Origin of the sequence: Kitasatospora sp. NPDC001309, from assembly GCF_042896295.1 — a bacterium.
Taxonomy (GTDB): Bacteria; Actinomycetota; Actinomycetes; order Streptomycetales; family Streptomycetaceae; genus Kitasatospora.
The window spans coordinates 20,418-46,682 of the sequence record NZ_JBIAXC010000066.1; the positions used below are offsets into that span (position 1 = coordinate 20,418).

Below are 26,265 nucleotides of genomic sequence, written 5' to 3' on the forward strand. Positions count from 1 at the left end.
GGTCAGACTTGTCCTTCTCCTCGGCTGTCGGCGGGTTCCGCCACATGATCCACGGTGTGCCCGTGGTGGAGCTGCAGCGACGCCGGGCCAGCCGCGCTCCCGACGAGCACGCGACCCGTACCGGGGTCCGCAGCGGCGCAGTTCAGCGTCGCGTCGACGCGCACCTCGGCAAGTTGGTGCTGTCGGCCGATCGACCAGGCCCGCACGGTTCCGTCGGCCGCCGCCGACAGCAGCCGGTCGGGATCGTCGCCGAAGGCCATCATCAGGACCCGGCCGACGTGTCCGGACAGGTGAGCGGTGAACTGGCCGGTCCGGACGTTGCGGACGTGGATCTCGCCGGTGCCCGATCCCACCGCGAGGTGGGCACCTGCGGCGTCGACGGCGATTGACCGCGCCCATCCTCCGGGGTTCACGAACCGGCTGAGGTGGCGGCCCGTGCGCGAGTCCCAGAGGTGCACGGAGCCGTCGCCGCCGCTCGCCGCGAGCAGGTGTCCCTCGGCGTCGAACGCGAGCGACCGCACCCGGCCGGCGTGGGCCTGCTGCTCCCACACCAGCATTCCGGAGGGGAGGTCCCAGCACCGGATGTGCCCGTCGCCGGTGCTGGCTGCGAGCCGGGTGCCGGACCGGGCCACCGCGACGCTCCAGCTCCGGGTGACGTCGTCGTTGAGCCGCAGCGTCCAGCTCTCGTCGTCGAGGGACCAGACGTGGACTGAGCCGTCCCCGCAGGCCGCCGCGACGTACCTGCCACCGGTGGCCACCGACCACACCCGGCCCGCGCTGCCCAGCAGTTCGCGGTGCAACGCGGCGGTGGGCAGGTCCAGGAGTTCGACGTGGCCGTCACCGTGGCCGACGGCGCCGAGGCCGCCGTCGGACGTGATGTGGGTGGACCAGACCGTGTTCGATCCTTCGGCCACGGTGTGGAGCCCGTCGGGTTCCGACTTCGTCCACAGCCGCAGGGCGCCGTCCTCGCAGCCGGCGACGACCGTTCCGTCGGCCGCGCAGGCCAGTGCCCGGACCCAGTCGACGCCCGGCGGCATCTGCACCTCGCCGACCGGCCCGCCGGCGTCGAACGCCCGGATGACGGCGTCCTCGGTGGCTGCGAGGAGGAGGTCCGACTGGCCGTCGACTACCGAGCGGACGCGTGCGGGAAGGCCGTCCACCCGCCGGACCTGGTTGAGCCTGCCACCGCTGGTGTCCCAGAGGACCACGGAGCGGTCGCCCGAGCCCGAGGCGAGGAGCCCGCCGGTGCGGGAGAAGGCCACTGACCGGACCCAGTCCCGGTGACCCGCCTTCTCGTCGAGGAGCGAGCCGGTCGCCAGGTCGTAGAGGCGGACGAACTCGTCCTCACCCGCTGCGGCCACGACCCGCGCAGCGGCGTCGACGGAGACCGTCCACAGCGGCGTTCCGCAGGTCGCCATCGAGTGACTGAGGGTCAGTTCCTCGACGTTCCAGACCCGCACGTTCCCGTCTTCGGCCGCCGACAGCAGGTACCGGCTGTCCGGGGTGAAGCTGAGGCAGCGGACCCGGCGATCGTGACCGGCGAGGACTCCGAGAGCTCTTGCCGTGCGGGGGCTCCAGAGGCGGATCAGGCCGTCCTCGCCTGCCGAGGCCAGCAGCGCGCCGTCGTGCGTCAGGGCAGTGGCGAATACCCAGCCGGTGTGGGCGTGGAAGGCGTGGACCAGGGTGCGCGAGGCGAGGTCCCAAACCCGGACGGCGCCGTCTTCGCCGCCGGAGACGATGAGGCCCGCAGCGGTCGCGACCGAGACGACGGCGCCCACGTGGCCGTGCCCCACTACGGCGGCCCGAGCCCACGAGGTCTGGAATCCGACTGCGTCGGCGGTCTCCGTGGTGCTGCCGGACGGCAGGTCGCCCGCCCGCACGAGGGCGAGGGTCAGCGTCGCTGCCATGTCCTGCGGCGTTCGGAGCCCGTGCAGCAGGTATCCGGCACCGGTCAGCGTGCCCGCCCGGTGCCAGTCCCGGTGCCGGGGATGGGAGTCGGCCCGGAAGGGTTCGACGGCCCCGAGGACAATGGCGTCGGCCGCCAGGGACTGGCTGCCGATAGTGGCCGCCTTGCGCGCCACGTACGAGGTGGACGACAGCAGGTCCACCAGCTCGTCATCGAGTCCGGCCTCGTGCAGGTGGTACGGCAGTTGCTGCCACATGTAGGGGTGGGACGCCGGAAGCTGCGACCAGTCCGCCGCACCGGCGCCGCGGTAGGAATCGATCAACGAGGCGTGCAGGGCTTCCCACTGACCGCCCACCATGTGCTTCAGGTAGGAGCGGAACACGTCGTGCAGGACCACCGCGTCCCGGTCGGCAAGGTACGCGCTGATCAGCGAGCGGTCGGCCAGGATCCGGCAGAACTGGCGGACGGCGCTGGCCGACCAGCCGTGGGACATGCCCCACCAGTGGGTGAGCACGCTAAGGGGCACCGGGAGTGTGGCGGGGAAGACCGCCAGGGAGAGGTAGCGCTCGCGCAGCGACGAGCCGCCGGTGATCCGTACGCCCTCGTCGAGACTGCGCAGACTGGCGGTGATGGCGTGGCCGATCGCGTTGGAACGCTGGTCCGCGTCCCAGACGTCGAACGCCTGCGGGCCGTGGGCGTGCAGTGCCTGCCTGGCCTCGGTGACGGCCCGCTCGGCCGAGGCTCCCGCGGCCAGGTCGGAGGAGACGTTGGAGCCGACCACGGTGGCCAGCAGCGGCCACCCTCCGCACAGGGCCGCCAGCCGGTCGGCGGCCGGCCGGGTCAGCCGGGAGACGGACCGGGTCAGCAGCTCGCTGATCTCCGGAGCCGACATCGGGCCTAGCCGCAGCACCTGCGCCGTCGACGGGCAGGTTCGGATGTTCCTCGTGGTCACGAGGCGAGTGCAGGACGGCGCGCCGAAGAGGAACGGGGCCAGGTCCGCCGCCGACCAGACGTTGTCGATAACGAGCAGCACCCGCCTGTCCTGCAGCACACGGGCCAGGTGGAAGCCGGCCTGCTCGGGGTCAGTGAGTGCGGGGCGGGTTCCGTCGACGTGCACGCAGAGGTCGGAGATCAGCTCCACGACGCGGGCGGCGGTGCAGCCCTCTCCCGTCTCCACCCAGAGGATCTCGGGGAACGTCTCCCGGACGCCGGGGTCCTCGCACACCTGAGTGACCAGGGTCGTCTTGCCGAAGCCGCCGGGTCCGCACACCGCCAGGACGGGGCTCCTGCCGGATGCGTTCGCCTCGGCCAGCAGGGAGATGACGCTGTCGAAGTCTTCGGATCTGTGTACCAAGCCGGGCTCCGGAGGTGGCGCTAGGACGTAACTTCCCACAGTGGTCGCTCGATGACGGGCGTGGCCGTCGAGGAGCTGTCGGAAGCGGTCCACAGCGTCGGGGTCCGCCCGGTCGAGGACTGTGTCGAGCAGTGCCTGTGAGTCGGTCACGGGGAACAGATGCTCCCCGCCGGCCTCCCACTTGGAGACCGTCCGATCGCTGACACCGAGGTGGGCTGCGAAGCCGCGGACGGTCATCCGTAATGCCTCACGGAGAGCCTTGGCCTCACGACCTGACCAACGCTGCACCGTGCCCACTCGACCCCCCGCAATCGGTACTGACGACGCTAGCAGCCTATTCCGAGGCGCCCCGAGGCGTACGGCCAATGGTTCAGCACGGGTTCAGCACGAGTACCACAGCCGCGACGAGTGGTGATCGACTCGCACTCCGGTACCGCCCGGCTCGGTTCGGTGCCGGTTCCACGCCGGTGCGACGCGCGGACCTACGCCGGAACGGGCTCCGGCGGGCAGGCTTTCAACAGCTCCTCAACCTCCGGGCTTCGGCCGGCAGAGCCGTTGGAGAAGCCCCCACTCGGTAATTCGATCACCGGCCTCGGCCCATCGCCGTCGCCGGTGACGGAAGGGAACTGATGGACAGCACCCTGACCCGCCCGGAACAGAGCCCGATCGTCGCTGCGACGCCTGCCGGATGGCGGCCCACCGCCGTGATCCTGGACCTCTTCGGAACTCTGGTTCCGGCCCCGGACGATCGCGAGCGCAGCCATGCCGCGCGGAGGATCGCCGCCGAACTGCACGTGCCGGACCACATCGCCGACCAGGTGCTCGGCGCCAGTTGGCAGGCTCGGCACGACGGCACCCTGAGCACGCCCACCGAGATCGCCGCGCATCTCGCCGAACAGTGCGGGGCACCGGCTGAGTACGTCCCCCAGGTGGAGTCAGTACTGCGACAGCTGGCGCCCCGACGGTTGCGTGCCGAGCCGTCAGTGCTGGAGAGCCTCCACACGCTGCGGCGGTCCGGCATCCGGCTGGCGCTGCTGAGTGACGCGGCCCCCGACATCGCCGAGGCGTGGCACCACTCCGAACTCTCCGAACAGTTCGACGTGGCGGTGTTCAGCTGCCGCGAGGGCGCAGTGAAGCCCACCCGGCACCTGTACACGCGGGTCGCCGAACGCCTCGGGAGCGCTGCGGATTCGGTGCTGTACTGCGGCGACGGTGGTGGCAACGAACTGCTCGGGGCCCTGCGCTGCGGAATGCGGGCGGTGCGGGTGGAACGGCGGGGCGGCACGGACACGCTGGCCTTCGGCGGCCAGGGACAGCCCTGGCCGGGCGTCACGCTCCGGTCTGTCGAGGCCCTGCCGACCTGGTTGGGCGTCACGAACTCGAACCGGCAGGAAGTCCGGTGACCGGCGTCGGCACGCTCGTCTGGGAAGCCCAGCCCGGGGAGCCGGACGGTCCGCTACGCCTCGCACCTGTGCGCCGCGCCGTACTGCCGGCAGACGCCGGGACGACGGACGTCCGGGTGCGCTTCTCGGCACTGTGCGGGAGCGACACCAGCAAGCTCTGCTCGGACTCCTGGGGCGGACCGATTCCCGAAGGGTGGGTGCCCGGCCACGAGGTCGTCGGCATCGACGACACCACCGGGAACTGGGTCGCGGTCAACCCGCTGGTCGGCTGCGATGCATGTGCCGAGTGCGTCCTGGGCCGCATCCACCTGTGTCCCGGCCTGCGGCGCATCGGCTGGGACCTGCCCGGCGGCCTGGCCGAGTCCGTTCGCGTTCCCGTGCGGAACGCTGTCCCGCTGCCTGCCGGAGCGCCTGATCCGGTTGTGTTCGTCCTCGCCGACCCGGTGGCGGTCGCCCTGCACGGCGTGCGGTGTGGCCTGCAAGCACCACCCTCCAGTGGCACGAGCCGCCTCGGGGTCATCGGCGCCGGCACCCTGGGCATCTGCACCGCAGTCGTCGCGGCCCGAGCAGGATGGGATGTCCTCCTGACCACTCGCAGGCCGGACCACGAAGCGCGGCTCCGGACCCTGTTGGCGGGCACCTCCGTCACCGTCTGCCCGGCTCCAGGTCTCCCCGCGGGCGCGTGCGACGCGGTGGTCGACGCGGCTTCTGGGCACTCGCCCGCGCCGCTTCTCCAGGCACTCGAGGCGGTACGGGACGGCGGCACGGTCCTCGTCCAGAACGCCTACGCCCCGCAGGTACAGCTGCCCACCCCGGTTCGCGAGGTGTTCCGACGCTCACTCACTGTCCGGGGCTCGTACTCCTACTGCCGCGCGAACGACTGCGACGACTTCCGGGATGCCCTCCAACTGCTCGACCAGGACGCGGGCAGCGCATGGGCCACGGCCCTCATCTCCACCCGTTACCCGCTCGCCTGGCTGCCCGACGCCCTGGACGCGCTCCGCCCCGACGCTGCGCGCCGACCGCTGAAAGTGCTGCTCACTTCCCGTAGCTGACTTCGCCCCTAGGAGCTCCGCGATGCACTCGCCCCCCGTCCCGATCCCCGACCTCGTGCACCTGGTCAACTCACCCGACGACATCTCCCCGGCTGAGGTCCACAACGGTCTGCTGCACCTGCTCTGGCTGCCCGCCGGCCCGCCCCGTGACGTGATGCTCGGCAGCGTGCTGACCGCGCTGCTCCTGCGCGGACCACGCCCTGCCGAGGTGGAAGCCGCGATCCGGGCCGCCCGCACGCTGGACCACAGCGCGTGGGAGCCCCTGATGCCGCCGTCGGGGATGCGGCTGGTCGGCTACACCGGCAGCGGGAAGAAGACGTACAAGACGATCAACATCAGCTCGGCTGCCGCGCTGGTCGCCGCAGCGGGCGGCGCACACATCGCAAAGCTCGGCTCGCGCAGCGCCTCCTCCAAGACCGGTTCCCGGGACTTCATGGACGTCGTGGGTGCGCGGTGCGAGTCTCTTTCGCCGCAGGCCATGGTGGACATCGCGGGGGAGTGCGGCTTCGGGTTCTTTTCCATCGAGCACCGGGTGCCTGTGTTCGACCAGCGGTACGGCCGCCGTTTCCAGGCCGTGCACGCCCTGAGCCTGGGCTTCCCCGCCCTGCTGAGCCCCGTGGCCTGCCACGGCTTCGTCTACGGCCTGTCCCACCCGGCCGTCCAGGTGTCCGCGCGACTGCTGCACCGGCTCGGCCTCGGTGACGTCACCGTGGTCAACTCCTCCCCCGTGCCGGGCAGTCAGGTCGACGAGCTGATTCCCGGCGGTACCGTCCGCGTCTGCCGCCTGACCGCTGGCAAGGAGGACCTGGAGTTCGCACGCGCCGTCGGCGAGGCCGGCGGTGTCGTGAGCCCGGTCGGTGGCCTCGGCTCCCTGGCACAGCGCGCCGATCCGCGCGCCAACGTCGCCGCCATCGTGCATCTCCTCGCCGGCCGCGCCCCGGCGGTGGCCCGGCGCACCGTCGCCCTGAACGCGGCTGTGCTGATGGTGACCGCCGGCGCCGCCCCCACCTTGCGGGCTGGGCTGGCCACCGCGCTCGCCGTCGTGGACGACGGAGCCGCCCTGGACACCCTGCGCCGTTTCGTGTTCCTCACGGGCGGTGCCCCACGCGCGGTCGACGCCCTCTTACGACTGCCCTCGGACCACCGTCCGGCCTCCGACAGGGAGACGACCGCATGCTGACCCACGAAGAACTCCCCATCGTGCACCTGGTCCTCAACACCGACTGCAACGCCTGGGACCTGCCGAAGACGGCTGGCTCCCCGGGTGTGTGCCGCTTCTGCTACCGCGAACGCAACCGGGTGCACACCGACGAGGCCACCGTCCGCCGCGTCATCGACCGCGTCCGCGCCGAGTCGGAGGCACGGAGGATCGTCTTCACCGGCGGCGACCCCGTCATGCCGTACGACAACCACCTGGAGCCCGCGCTCCAGCACGCCCAGGCCGCTGGCTTCGAGACCAACCTGCACACCAACGGCCTGCTGCTCGCCGACCGCTACGCGGGCCTGCGCGACCACGTCACCCTCTACTCCCTGGCCGTGGACGGCCCCGACGAGCAAAGCGCCGACTGGTTCCGCGGCGACGGCTACTTCACCACCTTCCGGGCCAACACCGACCTGCTCGCGGCTGACCGGCGGCGCCTCGCCTTCAACACCTTCACCACCGCTACCTCGCTGGCCGCCCTCCCCGGCCTCGCCGAGATCATCACCGGCCTGGCCGCCCGCACGCCGGTGGAGTACTGGCTGATCTCCCAGTACCGCCCGATCGGCCGCGCGAACTCCCGCAAGGCCGACCTCTACGCCTACGACCGCGAGGCGTTCACCCAGGCCGTCGCCCACGTCCGCGACCTGCTGTCCGGCACCGGCATCCAGGTGTACGACCAGCCGACCCGCGCTGCCGAGGACCCTTACCCCTTCCGGGTCTGGGTCCTGGCCGACGGCACCGTCACCGCCGATCTCGGCAGCGTCGCCGCGCCCCGCAACACCGTCCTCGGCAACCTCCTCACCGACGGCTTCGAGCCCCTCGTCCGCCGGGCCTTCGCATCGCGCTCCACCACCGACACCTCCACCACGACCTCCCCGGACAAGGAAGTGACCGCACCGTGAAGTTCGACTCCGCGTACTACGACGACGTCATCGCCCGCCACAACTACGAGCGCATCGCTCCCGAGAGCACCGCTGCCGCCAGCGGCAGCGCCACCCCGGAGGCCGACGCCGAACCCGCCCTCGGCGCCATCGACTTCCCGCTCGCCGACCTGAGCCCGGACGACCTGCGCACCAAGTGGATGTGCCACACCGGAGCCCGGGGCTTCGCAACCGCCGTCGCCGACGGGAAGCCCGCCACCGTGACCACCGGCGTCGGCCTCGGCGGCCCGCCACACGCCGGCACCGTCTTCCAGCTCCTGCGCGCCGTCACGCTCCAGCAGCACGGACTGCACGTCCAGATCGTGCTCGGCGACCTCGACTCCTACAACGCCCGCCGCACCCCGCTGGCCGAAGTCCGCCGACTGGCCGACCAGTACGAGGAGTTCGTACGCCGACTCGGCTTCGACGAGCAGCGCGGAGTCCTGCGCCGCCAGGAGGGCAACGCCGACGTCCTGGCCACGGCCTTCCTGCTCTCCCGCCACCTGGACGACGCCGACTTCACCTGGGCCGAGGAGGACCTCTCCGGCCTCTACCGCAACCACGGTGTCTTCGACCACCTCACCTACGGCATGAAGCAGGCCACCCTCCTCATGGCCGCCGACTTCGTCCACCTGCTCGCCCAGGACCGCCACGTCCTGGTCTCCCTCGGCGTCGACGAGCACAAGTACGTGGCACTCGCCCGGCGCGGAGCCGAACGCTGGGGTCTGCCCGCCGACCGCCTCTCCGGCATCTACACCAAGATGATCCCCGGCCTCGGCGGCCTTCCCAAGATGAGCAAGAGCATCCCCGGCTCCGGCATCACCGCCGCCATGCCGGCCGACGACATCCGCGCCCTGCTCGCAGCCGACACCGACTCCGGACCGGACGACGACACCTCCGCTCTGCTCCAGATGTTCGCCTGCCTGCCCGAGACCGGCGGCCACGCCTACGACCTGGCCGCCGAAGCCCGCCGCACCGGCGGCCACCGCTGGCGCGAACTCCGTGAGGAGCTCACCGAGCGCCTGGTCGGCATCTTCTCGCTCTGGCCCCAGCTGTGACACGACCGAAGGAGTTCACTGTGTCCACGACTCCCGCGCTGCCCCCTGCGTCAGCCCCGGCGCCGTACCCCGTCCTCTCCCGTCAGCCCCTCGGTGACGCCGCCACCCACCGCATCCGGGCCGGCTACCGCCACCGGACCACCGTGGAGTACTTCACCGACACCACCGACGACGACGTCACCTGGCAGCCCGACGTCTATCCGTACGCCGCCACCCTCGCCGAGCACTCCGGTCTCGACACCCTCATCGACCTCGGCTGTGGCCGCGCCGGCAAGCTCGCCGCCCTGGCCTCCGAGCGCCCCGACTGGATGTACATCGGCGTCGACTTCGGCGACAACCTCACCTGGTGCCGCGAGAACCACGCCTTCGGCCAGTGGATCGACGCCGACCTGGAGAAGACCGATTACCTCCCCCTCGCTCCCGATCTCCTGCGACGCTCCGTCGTCGTCTGCTCCGACGTCATCGAACACCTCCTCGACCCGCTCCCGCTCCTTGCGCTCACCCGGAACCTCCTGTCGGACGGCGCCTCCGTCGCCGTGTTCTCCACCCCCGCCCGCGAGTTCCGCAGCGGCTACGACGCCCCCGGGCCGCCCCGCAATCCCAGCCACGTTCGCGAATGGGCCAGCGACGAGTTCCAGGCCCTCCTGCGCGCCTGCGGCTTCGAGATCCACTACGCCGGCGTCACCCGAAGCGACGACGCCTCCCACGGTCTGTCTACCCAGCTCGTCACCGTCGGCCTGCCCGAGGCCCGCCGATGACCATCGCTTCCCCGACCTCCGGCCTTCGGGTCGTCCACCTGCCCGCTCGCACCCCCTACGCCCGCAAGCTCGACGGCTCCGGCATCCGCGCCCTGAACACCGCCCCCGAGCCCACCGAGATCCGCCCCGGTCTCGTCGTCCCCGCCGACGTCACCGCTTCCTGGATCCTCGACCGCACCCCGCTGGACTGGCTCGACGTCCTCCACCTCCACCACATCGACCTCGAAACCCCCGCCGTCCTGGAGCGCCTCCTCGACGCCTGCGCCACCGCCGGCGTCCGCGTGGTCTTCACCGCCCACGACACCCGCCCCATGTTCGGCGGCGACAGCGACGGAGCCGACGCCTTCATCACGCGCCTGCGCCTGCTCCTCGCCGCCGACGTCCCCTGGATCTGCCTCACCGAAGGCTCTCGCGCCGACCTCGCCGCCCTGCTGGGCACCGAGCCTCCCGCCACGGTCATCCCGCACGGCTACGTCGTACCGCCCGACAGCCTCCGCCACCGCGAACGCCTCCCCGGCACCGGCGTCCGCACCCTCCTCTACGGGGCCGCCCGCGCCAACCGCGACCAGATCTCACCCGTCGTCAACTGGTCACTCGCCACCAGCGACCCCGCCCACACCCTGCATCTCCTCCTGCGCGCCGCCAGCCCCGCCGACTTCACCCGGACCACCCCCAACCCGCTCCCCGTGATCCTGGACACCGCCCGCCACGACCCCCGCATCCGGATCACGATGCGCCCGTACCCGACCGACCAGGACGTCCTCGACGCCGCCCTCGCCAGCGACCTGCTACTGCTCCCCTACCTCTGGGGCACTCACTCCGGCCAACTGGAACTCGCCTTCGACCTCGGCCTCACCCCGGTCTGCGCCCGCGTCGGCCATCTCCCCGAACAACACCGCCTCCACCAGCGGCACGACCAGGCCGTCCCCGAACCCGAATGGTTCGACTGGACCACCGGCCACCCCAACCTCTTCGGCGAACGCTTCCTGACCGCCCTGGAATCTGCGACCGCCCGCACGGCCGGCACCCCGCGCCGCCTCGACCACGACTTCCTCGACTACCGCGACCAGGAGCATAAGGACATCCTCACCGCCCACCTCGCGCTCTACGAAGGCGGTCACCGATGACGAACGCCCCGCTGCCCCGGATCTCCTGCGTGATTCTCTGCCACAACTACGGTCGCTACCTCGACCGTGCCATCACGAGTTGCCTGGAGCAGGAGCCCGGCAACTACACCCTCCACGAGATCGTGGTCATCGACGACGGCTCCACCGACGACACCCCCGAGATCTGCCGCCGCCACCAGGATCACGTCCGCATCGTGCGCCGCCCCCAACGAGGGTTCGCCCAGACCCTCACCGACGCCGTGTTCCTCGCCGAGGGCGACTGGATCGCCCCACTCGACGCCGACGACTGGTTCCACCCCGCCAAACTCCGCACCTGCGCCGACGCCATCACCCCCGACCGCCTCCTGATCGACCACTGGGAGACCGTCGTCGGCGTCGACGGCCGCCCCCTGCTGCCCGAGCCCCACCCCGGCGGCAACACCAGCACCCTCCTCATCCGCCGCGACGCCGCTCGCAGCCTCCTCCCCGTGACGAACGAGATCCACTTCCACGCGCTGCGCGACGCCGGCCACGGGCACACCCTCACCGAGCCGCTGGTGAACTACCGGCTCCACCCGGCGAGCATGACCGACCGGACCCTCAACGGCTCCTCCCAGCACTACCGCGCCGACGTCTGCGTGGACCTCGCCGACCGCCTCATCGCCCTGACGGCCAGCCCGCCCACCTGGGCCACCGCCGCCGCACTGCGCCGCATCTCCCACCGCTACCGCGCCCGCGCCGCCGGGCACCGCGTGGAAGCCGACCTTCAGCAGGGCCAGCGCCTCCGCACTCTCCGCCCGCTCGTTGCGATGCTTCGCCACTCCCTCGGCGGCCGGGCACCGCTCTCGGCGTGGCTACGCAGTCTCCGGAGCGTCGCCCATGATCGCCCGCTCGCCCCGCCGCCACCGACCTCAACTACCGCTCCGGCCTCGGCGGTTCTCCATGTCGCCACCGAAGCGCACGGTAACTAAATGAATGCGATTCCGGATACGCCGGTGCTAAAATCACGTGCTTCTCCCATGCCCGCTGGCCGCGCCAGCCAACAGATCCAGGAGCGTAACGACGCCATGAGCCGTCTCAGCGAGTCCGTAGTCCGTGCCATGGAGATCCTCAAGGGATCGGACCTGGCCGCGGACTATACGGTCGCCCGGCTCTTGGAAGAGACCTATCGCCGCCGCTCGCTGGACCTGTCCGACCTCTCGCCGGCCGAGCAGGCCGCGCTGGTCGAGGGCCGTGCGATCAACGTCATCCCGTCCGCATCCGGGCTCGCGGAGAAGATCACCGCTGCCCAGGCTGAGGGGCGGTCGCTCGTGGTCAAGTACGGGATCGACCCGACGTCCCCGGACGTGCACCTGGGCCACTCGGTGCCGATCATCATCGCGTCTCGGTTCCAGCGCATGGGGCACCACGTCGTCTTCATCATCGGCGACGTCACGGCCAAGATCGGTGACCCGTCCGGCCGCTCCTCGGAGCGACCGCCGCTGACCGACGCGGACATCGCCCACAACCTCAGTGGCTACCAGCAGCAGGTCACGCCGTTCATCGACTTCACGCGTGCAGACCTTCGCTTCAACGGCGAGTGGCTGAACAAGGTCAGCCTGCCCGAGCTGGTGGGGATCCTGGCCCATGTCCCGGTCTCGATGACGCTCCAGCGCGACGACTTCCGCAACCGCCTCGCTGCGGGTGACGGCCTGTCAGTCGCCGAGTTCGTCTACTCCGTCGTGATGGCCCTCGACTCCGTGGCCATCACTGCGGACGTCGAACTCGGAGGCGTGGACCAGCTCCTGAACCTCCAGATGTGCCGCAAGGTCATGGAGATCCGCGACCAGACCCCCGAGATCATCATCACCACCCCGCTGATCGAGGGCACCGACGGCACCGGCGCCAAGATGAGCAAGTCCAAGGGCAACTACGTCGGACTCTCCTCCTCACCGGACGAGATCTTCGGCCGCGTGATGTCCATCCCCGACCACCTCATCGAGCCCTACCTCAAGCAGCTCACCGAGTGGACCGACGAGGAGATCACGACCGTCACTGGCCGGGTAGCGGACGGCACCGCGCACCCCATGGCCGTCAAGCGCATCCTGGCCGGCGAGGTCACCGCAGCCCTGCACGGCCTGAAGGCCGCCGAGGCCGCCCGCGCCGAGTTCACCGCCCGCTTCTCCAAGCGGACCTTCGGCGAGGCGCAGAATCTCCCGGCCGTCTCGTTCCAGGAGCACGCCGAGACCCCGCTGGTCACCCTGCTGACTCAGGTCCTGGGCTTCGCTGCCAGCAACTCGGCTGCCCGCCGAGTCGCTGCTCAGAACGGCCTTCGCCTGATCGCCGAGGGCGTCGACGGCGAGCAGCACACCACCCAGCTCGACGAGGTCAGCACCCAGCAGGCGCTGTCCGCGCTCGTCGGCGAAGCCGAACTCGCCGGCGAGGCGACCTTCTACCTCAAGGCAGGCCGGAAGATCGCCCGTATCGACGCCTAACCAGTGTGTGGGTGGTGGGGCCTGACCGGCCCCACCACCCACACACTGTCGAGTCGAGCTTCAGGCGGCGGTCAGCAGCTTTCGGACATGCTCCGCCGCCTGGTCCACCGGCACCAGCTGCGTCTCGCCGGTGGCCCGGGTAGTGACCTCGACGGTCCCCTCGGTGAGGCCGCGGGCGCCGACCGTGAGCCGGTACGGGATGCCGATCAGCTCGACGTCGCTGAACTTCACCCCGGGCCGCTCGTTGCGGTCGTCCAGCAGCACGTCCACCCGATCGGCCTGCAGCTGCCGGTACAGGTCCTCGGCAGCCTCGGCCACCGTCGTGTCGGTGACTCCCAGGACCACCACCGCGACCTCGAACGGTGCCACCGAGACCGGCCAGACGATGCCCTTCTCGTCGTGGTGCGTCTCTACGATCGACGCCATCGCCCGCTCGACGCCGATGCCGTAGCTGCCCATGGTCGGGACTACCCGGTCGCCGTCCGGGCCGAGCACGGTGACACCCAGCAGTTCGGTGTACTTGCGGCCGAGCTTGAAGATGTGCCCGACCTCGATGGTGACCACCACGTCGAGGGGTTCGCCGCAGGCGAGGCAGGGCTCGCCGGAGACGACCTCGCGTAGGTCCGCCCACCGCTGCACCGCGATGTCCCGCTCCACCGACAGCCCCCGCAGGTGCACGCCGTCGGTGTTGGCGCCGGTGGTCATGTCGGTGCGCCCACGCAGGGCCTCGTCCGCGAGGATCGGCAGTCCGGTGACGCCGACCGCCCCGAGGCTGCCGGGCAAGGCGCCGAGCGCGGCCTGGATCTCCTCGGCGGTCGCCGGCCGCACGGCGGTGGCGGCCAGGGTGTCGATGAGCTTCTGCTCGACCAGGCTGTGGTCGCCGCGCAGCAGGACCAGGGTCAGCTGGTCGTCGACTACGTACACCAGCGTCTTGATCTGCCGTTCGGCCGGGACGCCGTGCAGGCGCGCCAGCTCGTCGATCGTGCGGGCGTCGGGGGTGTCGAACGGCTCGGGCACGTCCAAGCCGGGGCCGTCCGCCACGGCAGCCAGGGCGGAGGTGGCCTTCTCGGTGTTGGCGGCGTAGCCGCAGCCGAGGCAGCGGACTACCAGGTCCTCGCCGGCGTCGGAGGGGCTCATGAACTCCACCGACGCACTGCCGCCCATGCTCCCGCTGGACGCCTGCACCGCGATGGCCGGCAGGCCGAGCCGCTCGAAGATCCGCTCGTACGCGCCCCGGTGCAGGTCGAACGAGCGGTCCAGGCCCTCGTCGGCCGCGTCGAAGCTGTACGAGTCCTTCATGGTGAACTCGCGCACCCGCAGCAGGCCGCTCTTGGGGCGGGCCTCGTCGCGGAACTTGGTCTGGAACTGGTACCAGATCTGCGGTAGGTCCCGGTAGGAGCGCAGCTCCTGGGCCAGGACGGTGAAGATCTCCTCGTGCGTCATGCCGAGAGCGATGTCCGCGCCCTTGCGGTCCTTGAGCCGGAACATCTCCTCGCCCATCACCTCCCAGCGACCGGTCCGCTGCCAGACCTCCGCCGGGTGCATGGCCGGCAGGACGAACTCCTGCGCGCCGATCGCGTTCAGCTCCTCGCGGATGATGTCCACAATCTTGGCGCGAACGCGCACGGCCAGCGGCAGCAGGGAGTAGTGCCCGGCCATCAGCTGCCGGACAAACCCTCCTCTCACCAGCAGGCGGTGGCTCACCGCATCGGCGTCCGCCGGGTCCTCTCGGAGAGTGGGCACGTACAGCTGGGACCAGCGCATAGGACCGGAGACCGTCCTCTCGGTGAAGCTGCGGAGTGTCGCGGCGGCGCTCGCGCCGACATCACGACGGGCCACGGATCCTAGTGGCGGAGCCCTGCCCGAATCACCCCATTTTGAGAAGCCCAGGTGGGAGGGCAGTCACGAACGCACCTCGACACGCGACAGCCCGAACGGAGGCAGATGGCCAGCAACACAGCCGACCTGCCCAGCAGCGACCGGTCCGTCGAGGCCATCCGCCGCTATTACGACGCCCTCGCTGAGGGCGAAGAGGACCGGCTCACCAAGGACGTCGCCGGCAGAGTCTCCTTCGAGATCCACCGACGCTTCCTGCGCCCCTACCTGAGCGAAGGGCAGCGCGTGCTCGAGATCGGAGCCGGCCCCGGCCGGTTCACCACCGTGCTCGCCGAACACGGCGCCTGCGTGGTGGTCACCGACATCTCGCCCGTCCAGCTCCGCCTCAACGAAGCCAACGTGTCCGCTGCGGGGGCCGAACGCGCAGTCGAAGCCCGCCACACCCTGGACATCCGCGACACCACCCGATTCCCCGGCGACGCGTTCGACCTCGTCCTCGCCTACGGCGGGCCCCTCTCCTATGCCTTCGACCAAGAGCATCAGGCACTCGCCGGCCTCCTCCGGATCCTGAAGCCCGAAGGCGTCGTGGTCGCCTCGGTGATGTCCCTCTGGGGCAGCTGGCGGGCGCGCCTCCCCGGCGCCACCCAGGTCGCGATCCGCCACGGCATCGATGTCGCCGACGCCGTGATCCGCACCGGCGACCTACGCCACATCCCCGACGCGACCCACGTCTGCCGGATGTTCACGTGGGAGCAGATCATCGATCTGGTCACCAGCTGTGGCGGTGAAGTCCTCGCGGGCTCGGCCAGCAACTGGGCCAGCCTCGAGGAGCCGAGCGTGCTCGCCGAGATCGAACGATCCGCGCCTCTCTGGGAGCGCTTCCTCGCTTACGAGACCTCCGCTTGCGGCAGTCTCGGTGCACGTGAGGGTGGAACCCACATCCTCTTTGCAGCCCGCCGGCGTAGCTCAACCTGAGCTGCCTACGTTGTCCTGGCAGGGGGCTATCGTTGGTTGGTCGCCCCGCACAGGGAACACCACGCTCCGTGTTGGTTAAGCCATCAGGAACGCTCGATGCGCACGCGTCCGTGCCTGAGGCTGGGCGACAAGCAGGAACACCACGACCTTCGGGCCGCCGGCCTTTGACGAGCAAGGACACCCCCGACTGATGGCAGTGACCCAGCAGGAGATCGAGAACCGATTGTGGGCCGCCGCCGACGAGCTGCGCGTGGCGATGCCGGAAGCGCAGTACTCCTCGGTGATCTTCCCGCTGATGTTCTGGAAGTACCTGTCGGACACCTGGGATCACGAGCACCAGAAGTTCCTGGCTGAAAACGAGGGCTGGGACAGTCTCACTGCTGAGGAAGCTCACCAGATCGAGTACCGCGACTACCAGTCGTTCGAGATCCCGTTGCTCCTCCGCGGCACGGACCAGGAGCGTCGCGCCTCCTGGTCGGCCCAGCTCGCCACCATCACCCAGCCTGGCCTCGGCCAGCGGGTCCGCAGCGCCCTGCGGGCCATCGAGACAGCCAACCCCGACAAGTTCTCACGTCTGTTCGGGAACATGCCCTGGACCTCAGAAGAGGTACTACCGGGGGACGTGCTGGCAGCGGTCATGCAGGCGATGGACCGCGTCCCGAAGATGCACGAGGGCAACATGTCCTACGACGTGCTCGGCGGGGCGTACGAGTATCTGCTGAAGCGGTTCTCCGACGGGTCCGGCACCCGCGCCGGCCAGTTCTTCACACCGCGCGAGGTCGTCGAGCTGATCATCGAGATCCTGAACCCCCAGAACTACGAGTCGGTGTATGACCCGACATGTGGATCAGGCGGCCTGCTCATCGCCTCCGCGGGCCTTCTGAAGGCCCGCGGCAAGCGCGGCTACACCCTGAGCCTGTACGGGCAGGAAGCCGTGGGGGAGACCGCCGGTGTGGCGCGCATGAACCTCTTCATGCACAACCTCACCCAGTTCAAGATCGAGGTCGGCGACACCCTGAAGGATCCGCGCTTCAAGAAGCCGGACGGGTCCGTCAGGCAGTTCGACGTAGTCGTCGCCAACCCGCCGTACGGCCAGAGCTGGAGGCCCTGGAGCAACGACCCGCGCGCCATCGGCGGGGTCGCGCCGCGGTCGTTGGCAGACTGGGCGTTCGTTCAGCACATGATCGCCAGCATGGATCCGGAGAAGGGGCGCGCCGGCGTCGTCCTTCCCCACGGCGTCTTGTTCCGGGGAGGGCAGGAAGCAGCCATCCGCAAGCGCGTCCTGGACGATGACCTCCTGGAAGCCGTGATCGGCCTGCCAGCGAACCTCTTCTACTCGACTGACATTCCGACTTGCATCCTCGTGTTCCGCGCTCGCGAAACTAAGATCAAAGAGCGCCAGAACGGCGTGCTGTTCATCGATGCCTCTAGGCGGTTCGCTAAGGCCAAGAACCGAAATATCCTCACTGCCACCGACATCGCCGACGTCATGGCCGCCTACCGCTCGAAAATCGACGCGGACAACATTCCGGTGGACATCGACGGGCTCGCGGTACGATTCGTCCCCACTGCCGAGATCGCAGCGAACGAGTACGACCTCAATATGGGTCGTTACATCAAGCAGGCCGCTGCTGAGCACGAAGACCTCGACATCCTCATCAAGGCGTACAACCTCGCCAGGACAGAGCGCCAGCGAGCCGAGAAGCACATGCTCGCAGTGCTGGCGAAGGCCGGGATCGAGGGCTTCGATGCGTGACGGCTACCCGCTCCGCCCGCTCGGATCGCTCATGCACCTCGACATCCAGCGTACGCCAATGATTCCCGCAAACATTTACCGCCTAGCCGGAGTCATGAACGCCGGACAGGGGCTAATCTCCAAAGGTGAAATCGACGGCGGAGACACAGAATACGCGGCCATGAATGTGCTGCGCGCCGACCAGGTCGTCATGCGAAAGCTGACCGCATGGGAAGGACCGATCGCCGTAGTTCCTGCTGATTTCGACGGATTCGTCGTCAGCAACGAATTCCCAACGTTCACGCTTGGCCCAGAACTGTTGCCTGACTGGATGAGGCACGTCTGCCGCTCACCGCGCCTGTGGGCGGAAATGAAGAACCGAGTGAGCGGGACAGTACAACGGCGCAAGCGCCTCAACCCAGATCAGCTCCTGCAGATTGAATTCCCGATCCCGCCCCGAGAAGTGCAAGCGAGTATCGTCGAGATACTCGATGCAGTTGACGACCAAGTCTCCGCACTCGATACCGAAGCGGACGCCCTCGATAAGCTTTGGTGGGCGCTGGGCAGGGAGATGATGGCAGCGGTCGCAGGCGAGGAAACGGTCCCGCTGGCGTCTTTCTCTGACATCTCAGGAGGTCTCACGAAGAACAAGAAGGACCTTGAGCAGGCGGATCTGGTCGAGGTGCCATACCTGCGCGTGGCGAACGTTCACCGGCACCATCTAAATCTGTCCGAAGTGGCGACTATCCAGACCACCCGAGCCAAGGCGGAAAAGCTTCGACTGAGGCCCGGGGACGTTCTGATGAACGAGGGCGGGGACAAAGATAAACTCGGCCGGGGGCATGTTTGGGAGGATCAGATTCCCAACTGCATCCACCAGAACCATGTCTTCCGCGTCCGGGTCACCGATCAGCGTTTCGATCCATACTTCGTGTCGGCCTGGGGTAACACTTTTGGTCGGGAGTGGTTCGAGACCTTCGGCACGCAGACGACAGGGATCGCCTCTATCAACCGTGCGACCCTCAGCAGGTTTCCGGTCCCGGATGTCCCGTTGTCCGTCCAACAGGGCTGGGCAGGGCGACTCGGGGCCGTGGTAGAGACGATCGACTCCCTCCGGGAACAGGTAGCCAGTCTCCGCACACTCCGCACAAGCCTGGTATCCGGACTGTTGGACCGCACCATCGACATCGAGTGCTACTGAGCTGGGGGGCTAAGTCGTGGCGAAAGGCGTACGGGAGCGCGAGTTCCAGAATCTGATGATCCAGTGGTCCCTCCCGTTGGGCTGGGGCTTTACGGCAGGCAGGTTACTGCCGCGTGAGACGACCCAGACGGTGATCGTCGAACAGATACGAGACGCCATTGTCCGGCTCAACCCCGAGGTGATCGACGGGTTCGACGTGGACACGGTCGTCGAGGAAATCATCGCCACAGTCAATGCTGTAGACGGCGGACTGGTCCGGGCCAACGAGCAGGTGCTGCACCTGCTGCGCGGGCGCAAGGAGTTCAGGGACACCGACGGCGTGTGGCACGCCCTGAAGGTCATCGACTTCAAGAACCCGGCCGCCAACACGTTGATCGTGTCGGACGAAGTGACCATCACCGTGCCCGGCAAGACCTCCCGCCGGTTCGACCTCGTGTACTGGGTCAACGGCCTGCCCCTGGTCGTGGTCGAGGTGAAATCCCCCACTGCGAAGTCCGGCTGGATCGACGCCGCACACGAGATCAACGACGTGTACGCCACCGAGTACCCGTGGTTCTTCACCCCCAACGTCTTCTCCGTGGCCTCCGATGGGCTGAAGCTGCGGTTCGGGGCCGCCGGCGCACCCACAAACCTGTGGCAGCCGTTCCGGTCCACCTCCGACGACGAGAACCTGTCTGGGCAAGCCGACGTGCAGCGGTCCGTCGAACTGCTGATGAAGCCGGCCACCATCCTGGACATGCTCGCCAACTTCGTCCTCTTCGCCACCTCCGGGGGCGGGGCGGACAAGAAGTTCCTGCCCCGCTACCCGCAGATGGAGGCCGCGCACCTGATCCACGAGCGGGTCCTGGCTGGCGGCTCGAAGGGCCTGATCTGGCATCACCAGGGTTCAGGCAAGACGCTACTCATGGTGTTCGCCGCCTCGCTGCTACTGGCCGACTCCCGCGCTGAGTCGCCCACGATCATCCTGCTCTCGGACCGGACCCAGCTCGTTCGACAGACCTCCAGGGCCTATACCTCCGCTATGGGCGACTCCTACTTCCACCGGCCCGCCACAGGCCAAGCGTTGCGCGCCCTACTGGCCAACGACGTGCGCGGTGTTATCTCCACGACCGTCCACAAATTCGCCGACGCCGGCAAGGACCTGTCCACCCGGGACAACATCATCGTGCTGGTCGACGAGGCACACCGCACCCAGTCCACCAAGGAGAAGTCCCTGGCCTGGCAGATGCGTGCAGCTCTGCCGAACGCCAAGTTCTTCGGCATGACCGGCACCCCCGTCAGGAACCTCGCCACCGACACCTTCGCCCTCTTCGGCGAAGAGACCGACCCGGACAGGGTGCTGCACCGATACTCGGTGTCCCGCTCCCTGCTGGACGAGGCGACCGTCCCGGTCATGCTGGACCCGTACCCGGTCTCCTTCGAGATGAACGACCAGGCACTGCAGGCCGAGTTCGACGAATTTGCGGACACCTTCGACCTCGACGACCCCGACCGCGAAGCCCTGTCTCGCAAATTCGGGCGCCTCACCTCGGTCTTCGCCAACCCCGAGCGAGTCCACACGGTCTGTCAGCACATCGTGGACCACTACCTGGCCAGCGCCTACCGCAACGGCCTCAAGGCCCAGGTCGTCACCTACAACCGCGAGCTGGCCGTGGCCTACACGGACAAGATCAACGAGCTGCTCGCCGGCTACGAGGCGTCGCAAGTGCTCGCCAAGGTCGGGAGGCACACCCGGATCACCGCGGAAGTGAACATCTCCGTCTCTGACTCCAAGGACGAAGACCCCGCCATGCGGCCGTTCCAGCTCTCAGAGGCTCAGGAGGAAGAACAGAAACGGAAGTTCCTCGCCCCGGACGACCCGCTGTGCTTCCTGGTGGTGACCGCAAAGCTGATGACCGGGTTCGACGCCCCCAACGAGGGTGTCCTCTACCTGGACAAGCCACTGAAGGCACACAGCCTGTTCCAGACGATCACCCGCCCGAACCGCACCTGGGTCTCCCCGACCGGGTTCGTGAAGACCCGCGGCGTGATCGTGGACTACATCAGCCTGGCCGAGGAGGTCCAGCGGGCCGTCGCCGACCCCACCGCCAAGGGCACAGTCAAGGGCGGCGGGTTCGTCACCGACCTGTCTGACCTGGTCAAGGAGTTCCGTAAGGTCTTTGCCCGGATCGAAGACCTCCTCGCACACGTGGACGGTCTGGACCTCACTGAGCACGGATACGCGTCCGTGCGGGCCGCCAACAACTACCTGGACGCCAGGCCCGATGTCGCTGAGGTGTTCGCCAAGGACTACCGGCTTCTGGCCCGCCTATACCCGCTCATCATCGCTGACAAGCGGGTTGCCAAGTACCGGGACGGCTTCGGCCTATTCGGGTCCGTGTACACGACGTTGTTCAAGAAGTCTTCCGACGACGAGCGGAAGGAGCGACTGGCCGAGCTGGGGCCGATGGTCCTGGAGATCATCAACGCCCACGTCCACTCCTTCTCCGTGGTCCGTTCCCAGGAGGAGGCTCTCGTCCTGGACTCCCAGGGCATCGCCATCCTCAAGGAACTGCTCGCCCTCGTCCGCCCCAAGCCTGGGAACGACGATGGTGAGGCCGAGAAGCCGCCGTCCGCGGCGGAGATCCTGGACCGAATCAAGGAAGCCCTCGACAAGGGCGTCGAACCGGACTCGGCGAAGTACACCGCCCTTGCCGAGCGGATAAGGCAGCTGCGGGACCGGATCATCCAAAACGCCCAGGACGCCCTGGACTTCCTGGCCGAAGCGCTCCGGGTCGCCCGCGCTGTCGTAGACGCGGAGAAGCATCCCAACGAAGCCGTCATCGTGCTGGACGACGACCGCGTGGGTGTGCTGTCCCGGATCATCCACGACCACGCACCGCCCGGTGTCACGATCACGGAGAGGAACCTGGCCGAGGAGATCGACCAGGTGGTCACCCAAACCCTCGCCCGTTCGTGGGACAACGCCGACGCACGCAACCGGGGCGCCCGCCGTGCCACCGCCGCCGTCTTCCGGCGGTACACGCTGAAGCCGGTGGGGGAGCCGTACGACTCCACCGTCGCCTACATCGAGGCCCACTACCTCGTCGATTGACGAATGCGCGGGGCCGGCAACCTGTAACGGTTGCCAGCCTCCGCGCGCTGTTCAAGCCGTGCTATCCATGCTTCGGCAAGGCCCTCTGCCGACTCGCGCTCGAACCTGGAGCTCGACCCGACCCGGCAGCCCCCGAGCCGCGCCGGCCCCAACCACGATGAAGTCACAGGCATCCCTCCGGCACCGCCCCGGTACCGTCCGGCCCTGGCTCGCTCCGCGGGCTTGTCGGAAGTCGTCCGCCACCGCCAGCTCCCCCGTATGGTGCGGCACGTGAAGTCCTCACTGGCTCCAACCGAGATCCAGGCCGAACTGCTGCGCTGGGTCGCCGCCAACCCCGGTGCCGAGATCGAGTCGCGCAAGTCGAACACCTTGTGGGCCCTCGAACAGCGGAAGCTCGTCAAGCGGAAGTTCTCCATCACGAAGCAGGGCTACCAAGTCCAGACCGCAGCCGTCACCGAGCAGGGCAAGTACTACCTGAAGCACGGACGGCACCCGGAGGAGGTCGAACGCGAGGCCCAGCGCAAGGCCCGTGACCCGGAAACGGCAAAGGATGCCCCGGCCGACGGGCCCGAGCTGATTCACCGACTCGAAGTCGCCGGCGGAAAGATCACCGTTCCGGACCCAGGCGTCATGACCCGGGGTCGGTGGACCAGGGCGTTCTACCACGCGGTCAACAACGACCTCCTGCCACCAGGGCAGAAGTTGAGGCTCACCGGTCGTGAGAAGGGGGATCTCAAGCTGCGGCTCGTCGACCCCGCGAAGGAGCCTCCACCGCCCCCGCCGGTGCCAGTCGTCGAGGTACCTGCCGATCTCGCACGTGCACACCCCCTGATCACCGCTACGCGCAAAGCTCTCGGGCGACGCCAAACGGGGACGGCCGACACTCGTGGACAGCAGGGGGTCGTACCGATCCATGTCTCCAGGCCGCTCGTCGACCGGGCCTTGCGGATCATGCAGGGCCTCCTCAGCGAGGCCGAGCAGCGGGGCTACACAGTGGAGGCCCGCCCGATAGAGGCATTCCGGCGACGGGACGAGCCAAGGAGCGCGGTCGTGATCACTGTGAAGGGGCATGCGTTCCCGCTGGAGATCTGCGAACGCACCACCAAGCAACCGCATGAGCCGACGGCCAGAGAGCTGCGCGACGCCGAGCGCGAGCCGGCGTGGATGCGCAAGCGCATCCCGAAGTACGACCACGTGCCCGACGGACGGCTCATGATCGACGCTCCTGGTCATGACCAGACCTACGGATACCGCCAGTACGACTGCTCAGACGGGACGCGCTGGACCCTCGAATCCCGCCTGGGCCATCTCCTCGTAGCCATCGAGGAGCGGGCTGAACGGGCCGAAGAAGAACGCGTCCGGGCGGAGCAGGCAGAGAAGCTACGCAAACAGCGCTGGCTCGAAGCCCTTGACGAAGCTCACAAGAGGCTGATCCGCGACCACAGGATCAAGGCGCTCGAACAGCAGCTGGAAACCCGGCGGACGGCCAACGAGATCCGCGCCCTCTGCACCGCGGTACGCGAGAGCGCTACCGGCACCCCCGTCGACGCGACCATCGAGTGGCTCCGCTGGGCGGAAGCGCACGCCGACTGCATCGACCCTGTGATCGCTGGCGTGGCCCTGCCGCCCGATCCACCACCCAGCCGACAGAACCTGGCGCCCTACCTCGGCTCACAGAACACCCACGCCTACCCTTGGCCGTTCCCGAACCACTGATCCGTCCACGCGCCGGTTGACGCCAACGCTGACGCCAACCGGCCCAAACGATGGCGTCCGACGGCAGCCCTCCACGGACGGCAGAATCAACCAAACTGGGGCATCTCGACGCCCCGGGTTGGCCTGAAAAGCGGAAGGTCGCCGGTTCGACCCCGGCCCTGGCCACAGCCAGTGGAGGCCCCGGAGAGTTCGCTCTCCGGGGCCTCTCGCGTTTCCCGAACTCGCCCGCCCGGTCGGCGGGTTGTCAGGCCAGCTGGGTGGCGAGCCAGTCGGCGGTGGCCTGGAGCCAGTCGGGCAGGGCGGTGCCGAGCAGGTGGTTGCCGTGCGGGACGAGCAGCAGTTCGGCGTTCGGGGCGTGCTCGGCGAGGACGGTGGCGTTGGTGACGCCCGGGATGCGGTCCTCGCCGCCCTCGACCACCAGCAGCGGGAGGGTGATCGTCGGGGCGAGCGCGGTCAGGTCCAGCCGGTCGGCGAAGGCGCGGGCCGCCTCCAGGCTCCCGCAGCGCTGGACCAGCGTGTCGGTGACGAACGGGGGCAGCTCCGCCCAGTCCAGCCGGTACGGTCCGCTGACCGTCGCGGCCGCGCGCAGCCGGGGCTCGTGGGCGGCGGCCCGCGCCGCGTAGTAGCCGCCCAGGCTGAGGCCGATCACCGCCGTACGGTCGAGGTCCAGGCCGTCGTGGTCCGCCAGCGCGTCCAGGGCCCGGGCCACCACCCGGTGGTAGTCCGGCTCCGGCGCACTGGTGGCCGCCAGCACGCCCTGCCCCGGCCCGTCCATCGCCAGCACGGCGACCCCCCGCTCCAGCAGGGCCCCGGCCAGCGTGTGGAACTCCTCCTTCGAGGAGTCCATGCCCGGCACCACCAGCACCACCGGGGCCCCGCCCCGCACCGCCGCCGGCCGGCGCAGCCAGCCCGCGAAGCCCTCGCCCTCGACCCGCCGGGCGTCCGGCTCCAGCAGCGCCAACGACCGCCGCATCGCCTCGTCGGCCTCGTCGGCGAGCCGCGCGGCGGCGGCCCGGTCGGGGTGCGGCATCAGCCCGGCGGCGTGGAACCAGCGGGCGGCGCGGCGGTAGGCGGTGCCGGCGGTCACCGTCCGCCCCTCGGCCGCGGCCCGCTCGGCCTCGGCGGCGTACCGGCGGCCGGTGCCGCCGAACGCGTCCGGCCACTCCTCCAGCGAGGCCAGTCCGGCGGTCACCCGGTCGTACTCGTACAGGTCGAGACCGGCCCCGTGGGCGCGCGGGCGGGCGTCCGCCACGTACGCGGGCAGCAGACCGGGGGTGTCGAAGAAGGACACGATGGGTTGTCTCCGTTCAGGGTTCAGACGAGGGTCAGGACGGCCTTGCCGCGGATCCGGCGGTCGCGCAGGTCGGTGAGGGTGGCCGCGGTGTCGGCCCAGGGGGCGGTCCGGCCGATCTCCGGGGTCAGCCGGCCGGCCGCCGCCAGGCGCACCAGGGTGGCCAGGTCCGTGCCGTACGGGACGTCGGAGTCGGCGTAGTGGAAGTGCCGCAGGGTGGCCGACTCGGGGCCCTTGAAGAAGTCGAAGAAGTCCAGCGTCACCGGCGTCCGCGAGGCCTGCCCGAACCAGACCAGGGTGCCCCGCCGCGCCAACCGGGCCAGCGCCACCGGCAGGTTCGCACCCCCCGTCGACTCCAGCACCACGTCGTACGGCCCGCGCGCCTCCCCGAGGTCGTGCACCACCTCGGCCGCCCCCAGCTCGACCAGCCGACGACCGCGCTCCGGCGAGGCGGTGACCACGGTCAGCTCGGCCCCGGCCGCGGCGGCCAACTCGGTGAAGTAGTGCCCGACCCCACCGGAAGCCCCGGTCATCAGCACCCGCCGCCCGGCCACCGCCCCCACCGCCCGCAGCAACCGCAGCGCGGTCAGCCCCGCCAACGGCAGCGCCGCCGCCCGCACCGCGTCCAGACCGTCCGGCAACTCGGCCACCGACCCGACCGGCACGCACACGTACTCGGCCCACCCACCCGCCGGAGGATGGGCGACCACCCGCCGGCACACCGCGGGCCCCGCCCCGTCGGCAGCAGCCTGCACCACCAGCCCCGCGACGTCCTTCCCCGGCCGCCACCCCGGCTGCGGCGCCTCCAGCTGGAAGGTCTCCCCCCGGTTCACCGAGAACGCCTCCACCTTCACCAGCACCTCCCCCGGCCCCGGCTGCGGCTGCGCCACCTCCGCGAACCGCACCGGCTCCCCCACCTCACCCGTCGCCACCAGCGCCTTCATCCCCGCACTCCCATCAACTCGGCAGACCCCCACCCCACCCCGCCCACCCCCACCCGGTCCAACAACCCCCCACCCCCACCCACAACCCCCAGTTGTCCCCCCACCCGCACCACCCCACCGACAGCAACCCCTCCCCACCACCCACCCACCCACAGCACCCACCCCCACCTCCCCACCCGACCCAGGCGAGAGGGACGCGCTGCGGGAGGGGGCGGTGGAGGGGGTGGGTGCGGAGAGC

The 26,265-nt window shown here is 69.5% G+C and carries 18 protein-coding genes; 14 read left to right on the forward strand and 4 right to left on the reverse strand.

The features are described 5' to 3' along the window. Positions 1-2 precede the first annotated feature (2 nt). A complete protein-coding gene (locus ACFY2K_RS39810; protein ID WP_387717512.1) occupies positions 3-3,497 on the reverse strand; it encodes an NB-ARC domain-containing protein in 3,495 nt (1,164 codons plus the stop codon). A gap of 392 nt (positions 3,498-3,889) precedes the next feature. On the opposite strand from ACFY2K_RS39810, the gene ACFY2K_RS39815 reads away from it, so the two are divergent. The 9 genes from ACFY2K_RS39815 (at position 3,890) to tyrS (ending at position 13,235) form a co-directional block, all read left to right on the forward strand. Next, the gene (locus tag ACFY2K_RS39815; protein ID WP_387717514.1) at positions 3,890-4,663 is read left to right on the forward strand and encodes an HAD family hydrolase; all 774 of its coding nucleotides are present in this window, start codon (positions 3,890-3,892) and stop codon (positions 4,661-4,663) included. Beyond that, positions 4,660-5,718: a zinc-binding dehydrogenase gene (locus ACFY2K_RS39820; RefSeq protein ID WP_387717516.1), complete on the forward strand. Its 1,059-nt coding sequence runs from the start codon at positions 4,660-4,662 to the stop codon at positions 5,716-5,718. Before ACFY2K_RS39815 ends, ACFY2K_RS39820 begins: the two co-directional genes overlap by 4 nt. Before the next feature lie 22 nt (positions 5,719-5,740). Beyond that, positions 5,741-6,898 (forward strand): hypothetical protein, encoded by a 1,158-nt coding sequence (locus tag ACFY2K_RS39825; RefSeq protein WP_387717517.1) that lies wholly within the window; start codon positions 5,741-5,743, stop codon positions 6,896-6,898. After that, positions 6,892-7,821 (forward strand): radical SAM protein, encoded by a 930-nt coding sequence (locus ACFY2K_RS39830; protein WP_387717519.1) that lies wholly within the window; start codon positions 6,892-6,894, stop codon positions 7,819-7,821. Before ACFY2K_RS39825 ends, ACFY2K_RS39830 begins: the two co-directional genes overlap by 7 nt. Next, complete coding sequence (locus ACFY2K_RS39835; RefSeq protein ID WP_387717521.1) at positions 7,818-8,897, forward strand: hypothetical protein; 1,080 nt, start codon at positions 7,818-7,820, stop codon at positions 8,895-8,897. The genes ACFY2K_RS39830 and ACFY2K_RS39835 overlap by 4 nt, the downstream gene beginning before the upstream one ends. A gap of 20 nt (positions 8,898-8,917) precedes the next feature. Further along, the gene (locus ACFY2K_RS39840) at positions 8,918-9,655 is read left to right on the forward strand and encodes a methyltransferase domain-containing protein (RefSeq protein ID WP_387717523.1); all 738 of its coding nucleotides are present in this window, start codon (positions 8,918-8,920) and stop codon (positions 9,653-9,655) included. Beyond that, positions 9,652-10,782, forward strand: coding sequence for a hypothetical protein (locus ACFY2K_RS39845; protein ID WP_387717525.1), 1,131 nt, complete (start codon positions 9,652-9,654; stop codon positions 10,780-10,782). The genes ACFY2K_RS39840 and ACFY2K_RS39845 overlap by 4 nt, the downstream gene beginning before the upstream one ends. Continuing rightward, positions 10,779-11,732, forward strand: coding sequence for a glycosyltransferase family 2 protein (locus tag ACFY2K_RS39850; protein WP_387717527.1), 954 nt, complete (start codon positions 10,779-10,781; stop codon positions 11,730-11,732). Before ACFY2K_RS39845 ends, ACFY2K_RS39850 begins: the two co-directional genes overlap by 4 nt. Positions 11,733-11,828: 96 nt before the next feature. Beyond that, positions 11,829-13,235 (forward strand): tyrosine--tRNA ligase, encoded by a 1,407-nt coding sequence (tyrS, locus tag ACFY2K_RS39855; RefSeq protein ID WP_387717529.1) that lies wholly within the window; start codon positions 11,829-11,831, stop codon positions 13,233-13,235. Positions 13,236-13,295: 60 nt separating this feature from the next. Here the strand turns inward: tyrS and ACFY2K_RS39860 are convergent, their stop codons facing one another. Beyond that, entirely contained in the window at positions 13,296-15,074 is a 1,779-nt protein-coding gene (locus ACFY2K_RS39860; RefSeq protein ID WP_387717531.1) for a proline--tRNA ligase, read from the reverse strand. A gap of 105 nt (positions 15,075-15,179) precedes the next feature. Here ACFY2K_RS39860 and ACFY2K_RS39865 point away from each other — a divergent pair, with 105 nt between their 5' ends. The 5 genes from ACFY2K_RS39865 to ACFY2K_RS39885 all read left to right on the forward strand — a co-directional run bounded on the left by ACFY2K_RS39865 (position 15,180) and on the right by ACFY2K_RS39885 (position 23,792). Further along, complete coding sequence (locus ACFY2K_RS39865; protein WP_387717533.1) at positions 15,180-16,046, forward strand: class I SAM-dependent methyltransferase; 867 nt, start codon at positions 15,180-15,182, stop codon at positions 16,044-16,046. Between the two features lie 190 nt (positions 16,047-16,236). Further along, positions 16,237-17,802 (forward strand): N-6 DNA methylase, encoded by a 1,566-nt coding sequence (locus ACFY2K_RS39870; protein ID WP_387717535.1) that lies wholly within the window; start codon positions 16,237-16,239, stop codon positions 17,800-17,802. Positions 17,803-17,833: 31 nt separating this feature from the next. Beyond that, positions 17,834-18,982 carry a restriction endonuclease subunit S gene (locus ACFY2K_RS39875; protein ID WP_387717537.1) on the forward strand — a complete coding sequence of 383 codons (1,149 nt, stop codon included), beginning with the start codon at positions 17,834-17,836 and terminating at the stop codon, positions 18,980-18,982. A 16-nt stretch (positions 18,983-18,998) separates the two neighbouring features. Continuing rightward, the gene (locus ACFY2K_RS39880; protein ID WP_387717539.1) at positions 18,999-22,076 is read left to right on the forward strand and encodes a type I restriction endonuclease subunit R; all 3,078 of its coding nucleotides are present in this window, start codon (positions 18,999-19,001) and stop codon (positions 22,074-22,076) included. 270 nt (positions 22,077-22,346) lie between these two features. Beyond that, positions 22,347-23,792, forward strand: coding sequence for a hypothetical protein (locus ACFY2K_RS39885; RefSeq protein WP_387717541.1), 1,446 nt, complete (start codon positions 22,347-22,349; stop codon positions 23,790-23,792). 244 nt (positions 23,793-24,036) lie between these two features. On the opposite strand, the gene ACFY2K_RS39890 is transcribed toward ACFY2K_RS39885, so the two are convergent. Together ACFY2K_RS39890 and ACFY2K_RS39895 are read right to left on the reverse strand one after the other, a co-directional pair. Continuing rightward, positions 24,037-25,083, reverse strand: a complete 1,047-nt coding sequence (locus tag ACFY2K_RS39890) for an alpha/beta hydrolase family protein (RefSeq protein WP_387717543.1) — start codon at positions 25,081-25,083, stop codon at positions 24,037-24,039. Positions 25,084-25,106: 23 nt separating this feature from the next. Further along, on the reverse strand, positions 25,107-26,027 hold the full coding sequence (locus tag ACFY2K_RS39895) for a zinc-binding dehydrogenase (RefSeq protein WP_387717545.1): 921 nt from the start codon (positions 26,025-26,027) through the stop codon (positions 25,107-25,109). Positions 26,028-26,265 lie beyond the last annotated feature (238 nt).

What these genes read in the sequence shown, in the direction of transcription:
- ACFY2K_RS39810 (WP_387717512.1), bottom strand. Translation starts at nt 3,497, where the DNA reads ATGACCGTCCGCGGCTTCGCAGCCCACCTCGGTGTCAGCGATCGGACG.
- ACFY2K_RS39850 (WP_387717527.1), top strand. Translation starts at nt 10,779, where the DNA reads ATGACGAACGCCCCGCTGCCCCGGATCTCCTGCGTGATTCTCTGCCAC.
- ACFY2K_RS39870 (WP_387717535.1), top strand. Translation starts at nt 16,237, where the DNA reads ATGGCAGTGACCCAGCAGGAGATCGAGAACCGATTGTGGGCCGCCGCC.
- ACFY2K_RS39865 (WP_387717533.1), top strand. Translation starts at nt 15,180, where the DNA reads ATGGCCAGCAACACAGCCGACCTGCCCAGCAGCGACCGGTCCGTCGAG.
- tyrS (WP_387717529.1), top strand. Translation starts at nt 11,829, where the DNA reads ATGAGCCGTCTCAGCGAGTCCGTAGTCCGTGCCATGGAGATCCTCAAG.
- ACFY2K_RS39895 (WP_387717545.1), bottom strand. Translation starts at nt 26,027, where the DNA reads ATGAAGGCGCTGGTGGCGACGGGTGAGGTGGGGGAGCCGGTGCGGTTC.
- ACFY2K_RS39825 (WP_387717517.1), top strand. Translation starts at nt 5,741, where the DNA reads ATGCACTCGCCCCCCGTCCCGATCCCCGACCTCGTGCACCTGGTCAAC.
- ACFY2K_RS39875 (WP_387717537.1), top strand. Translation starts at nt 17,834, where the DNA reads ATGCACCTCGACATCCAGCGTACGCCAATGATTCCCGCAAACATTTAC.
- ACFY2K_RS39845 (WP_387717525.1), top strand. Translation starts at nt 9,652, where the DNA reads ATGACCATCGCTTCCCCGACCTCCGGCCTTCGGGTCGTCCACCTGCCC.
- ACFY2K_RS39830 (WP_387717519.1), top strand. Translation starts at nt 6,892, where the DNA reads ATGCTGACCCACGAAGAACTCCCCATCGTGCACCTGGTCCTCAACACC.
- ACFY2K_RS39815 (WP_387717514.1), top strand. Translation starts at nt 3,890, where the DNA reads ATGGACAGCACCCTGACCCGCCCGGAACAGAGCCCGATCGTCGCTGCG.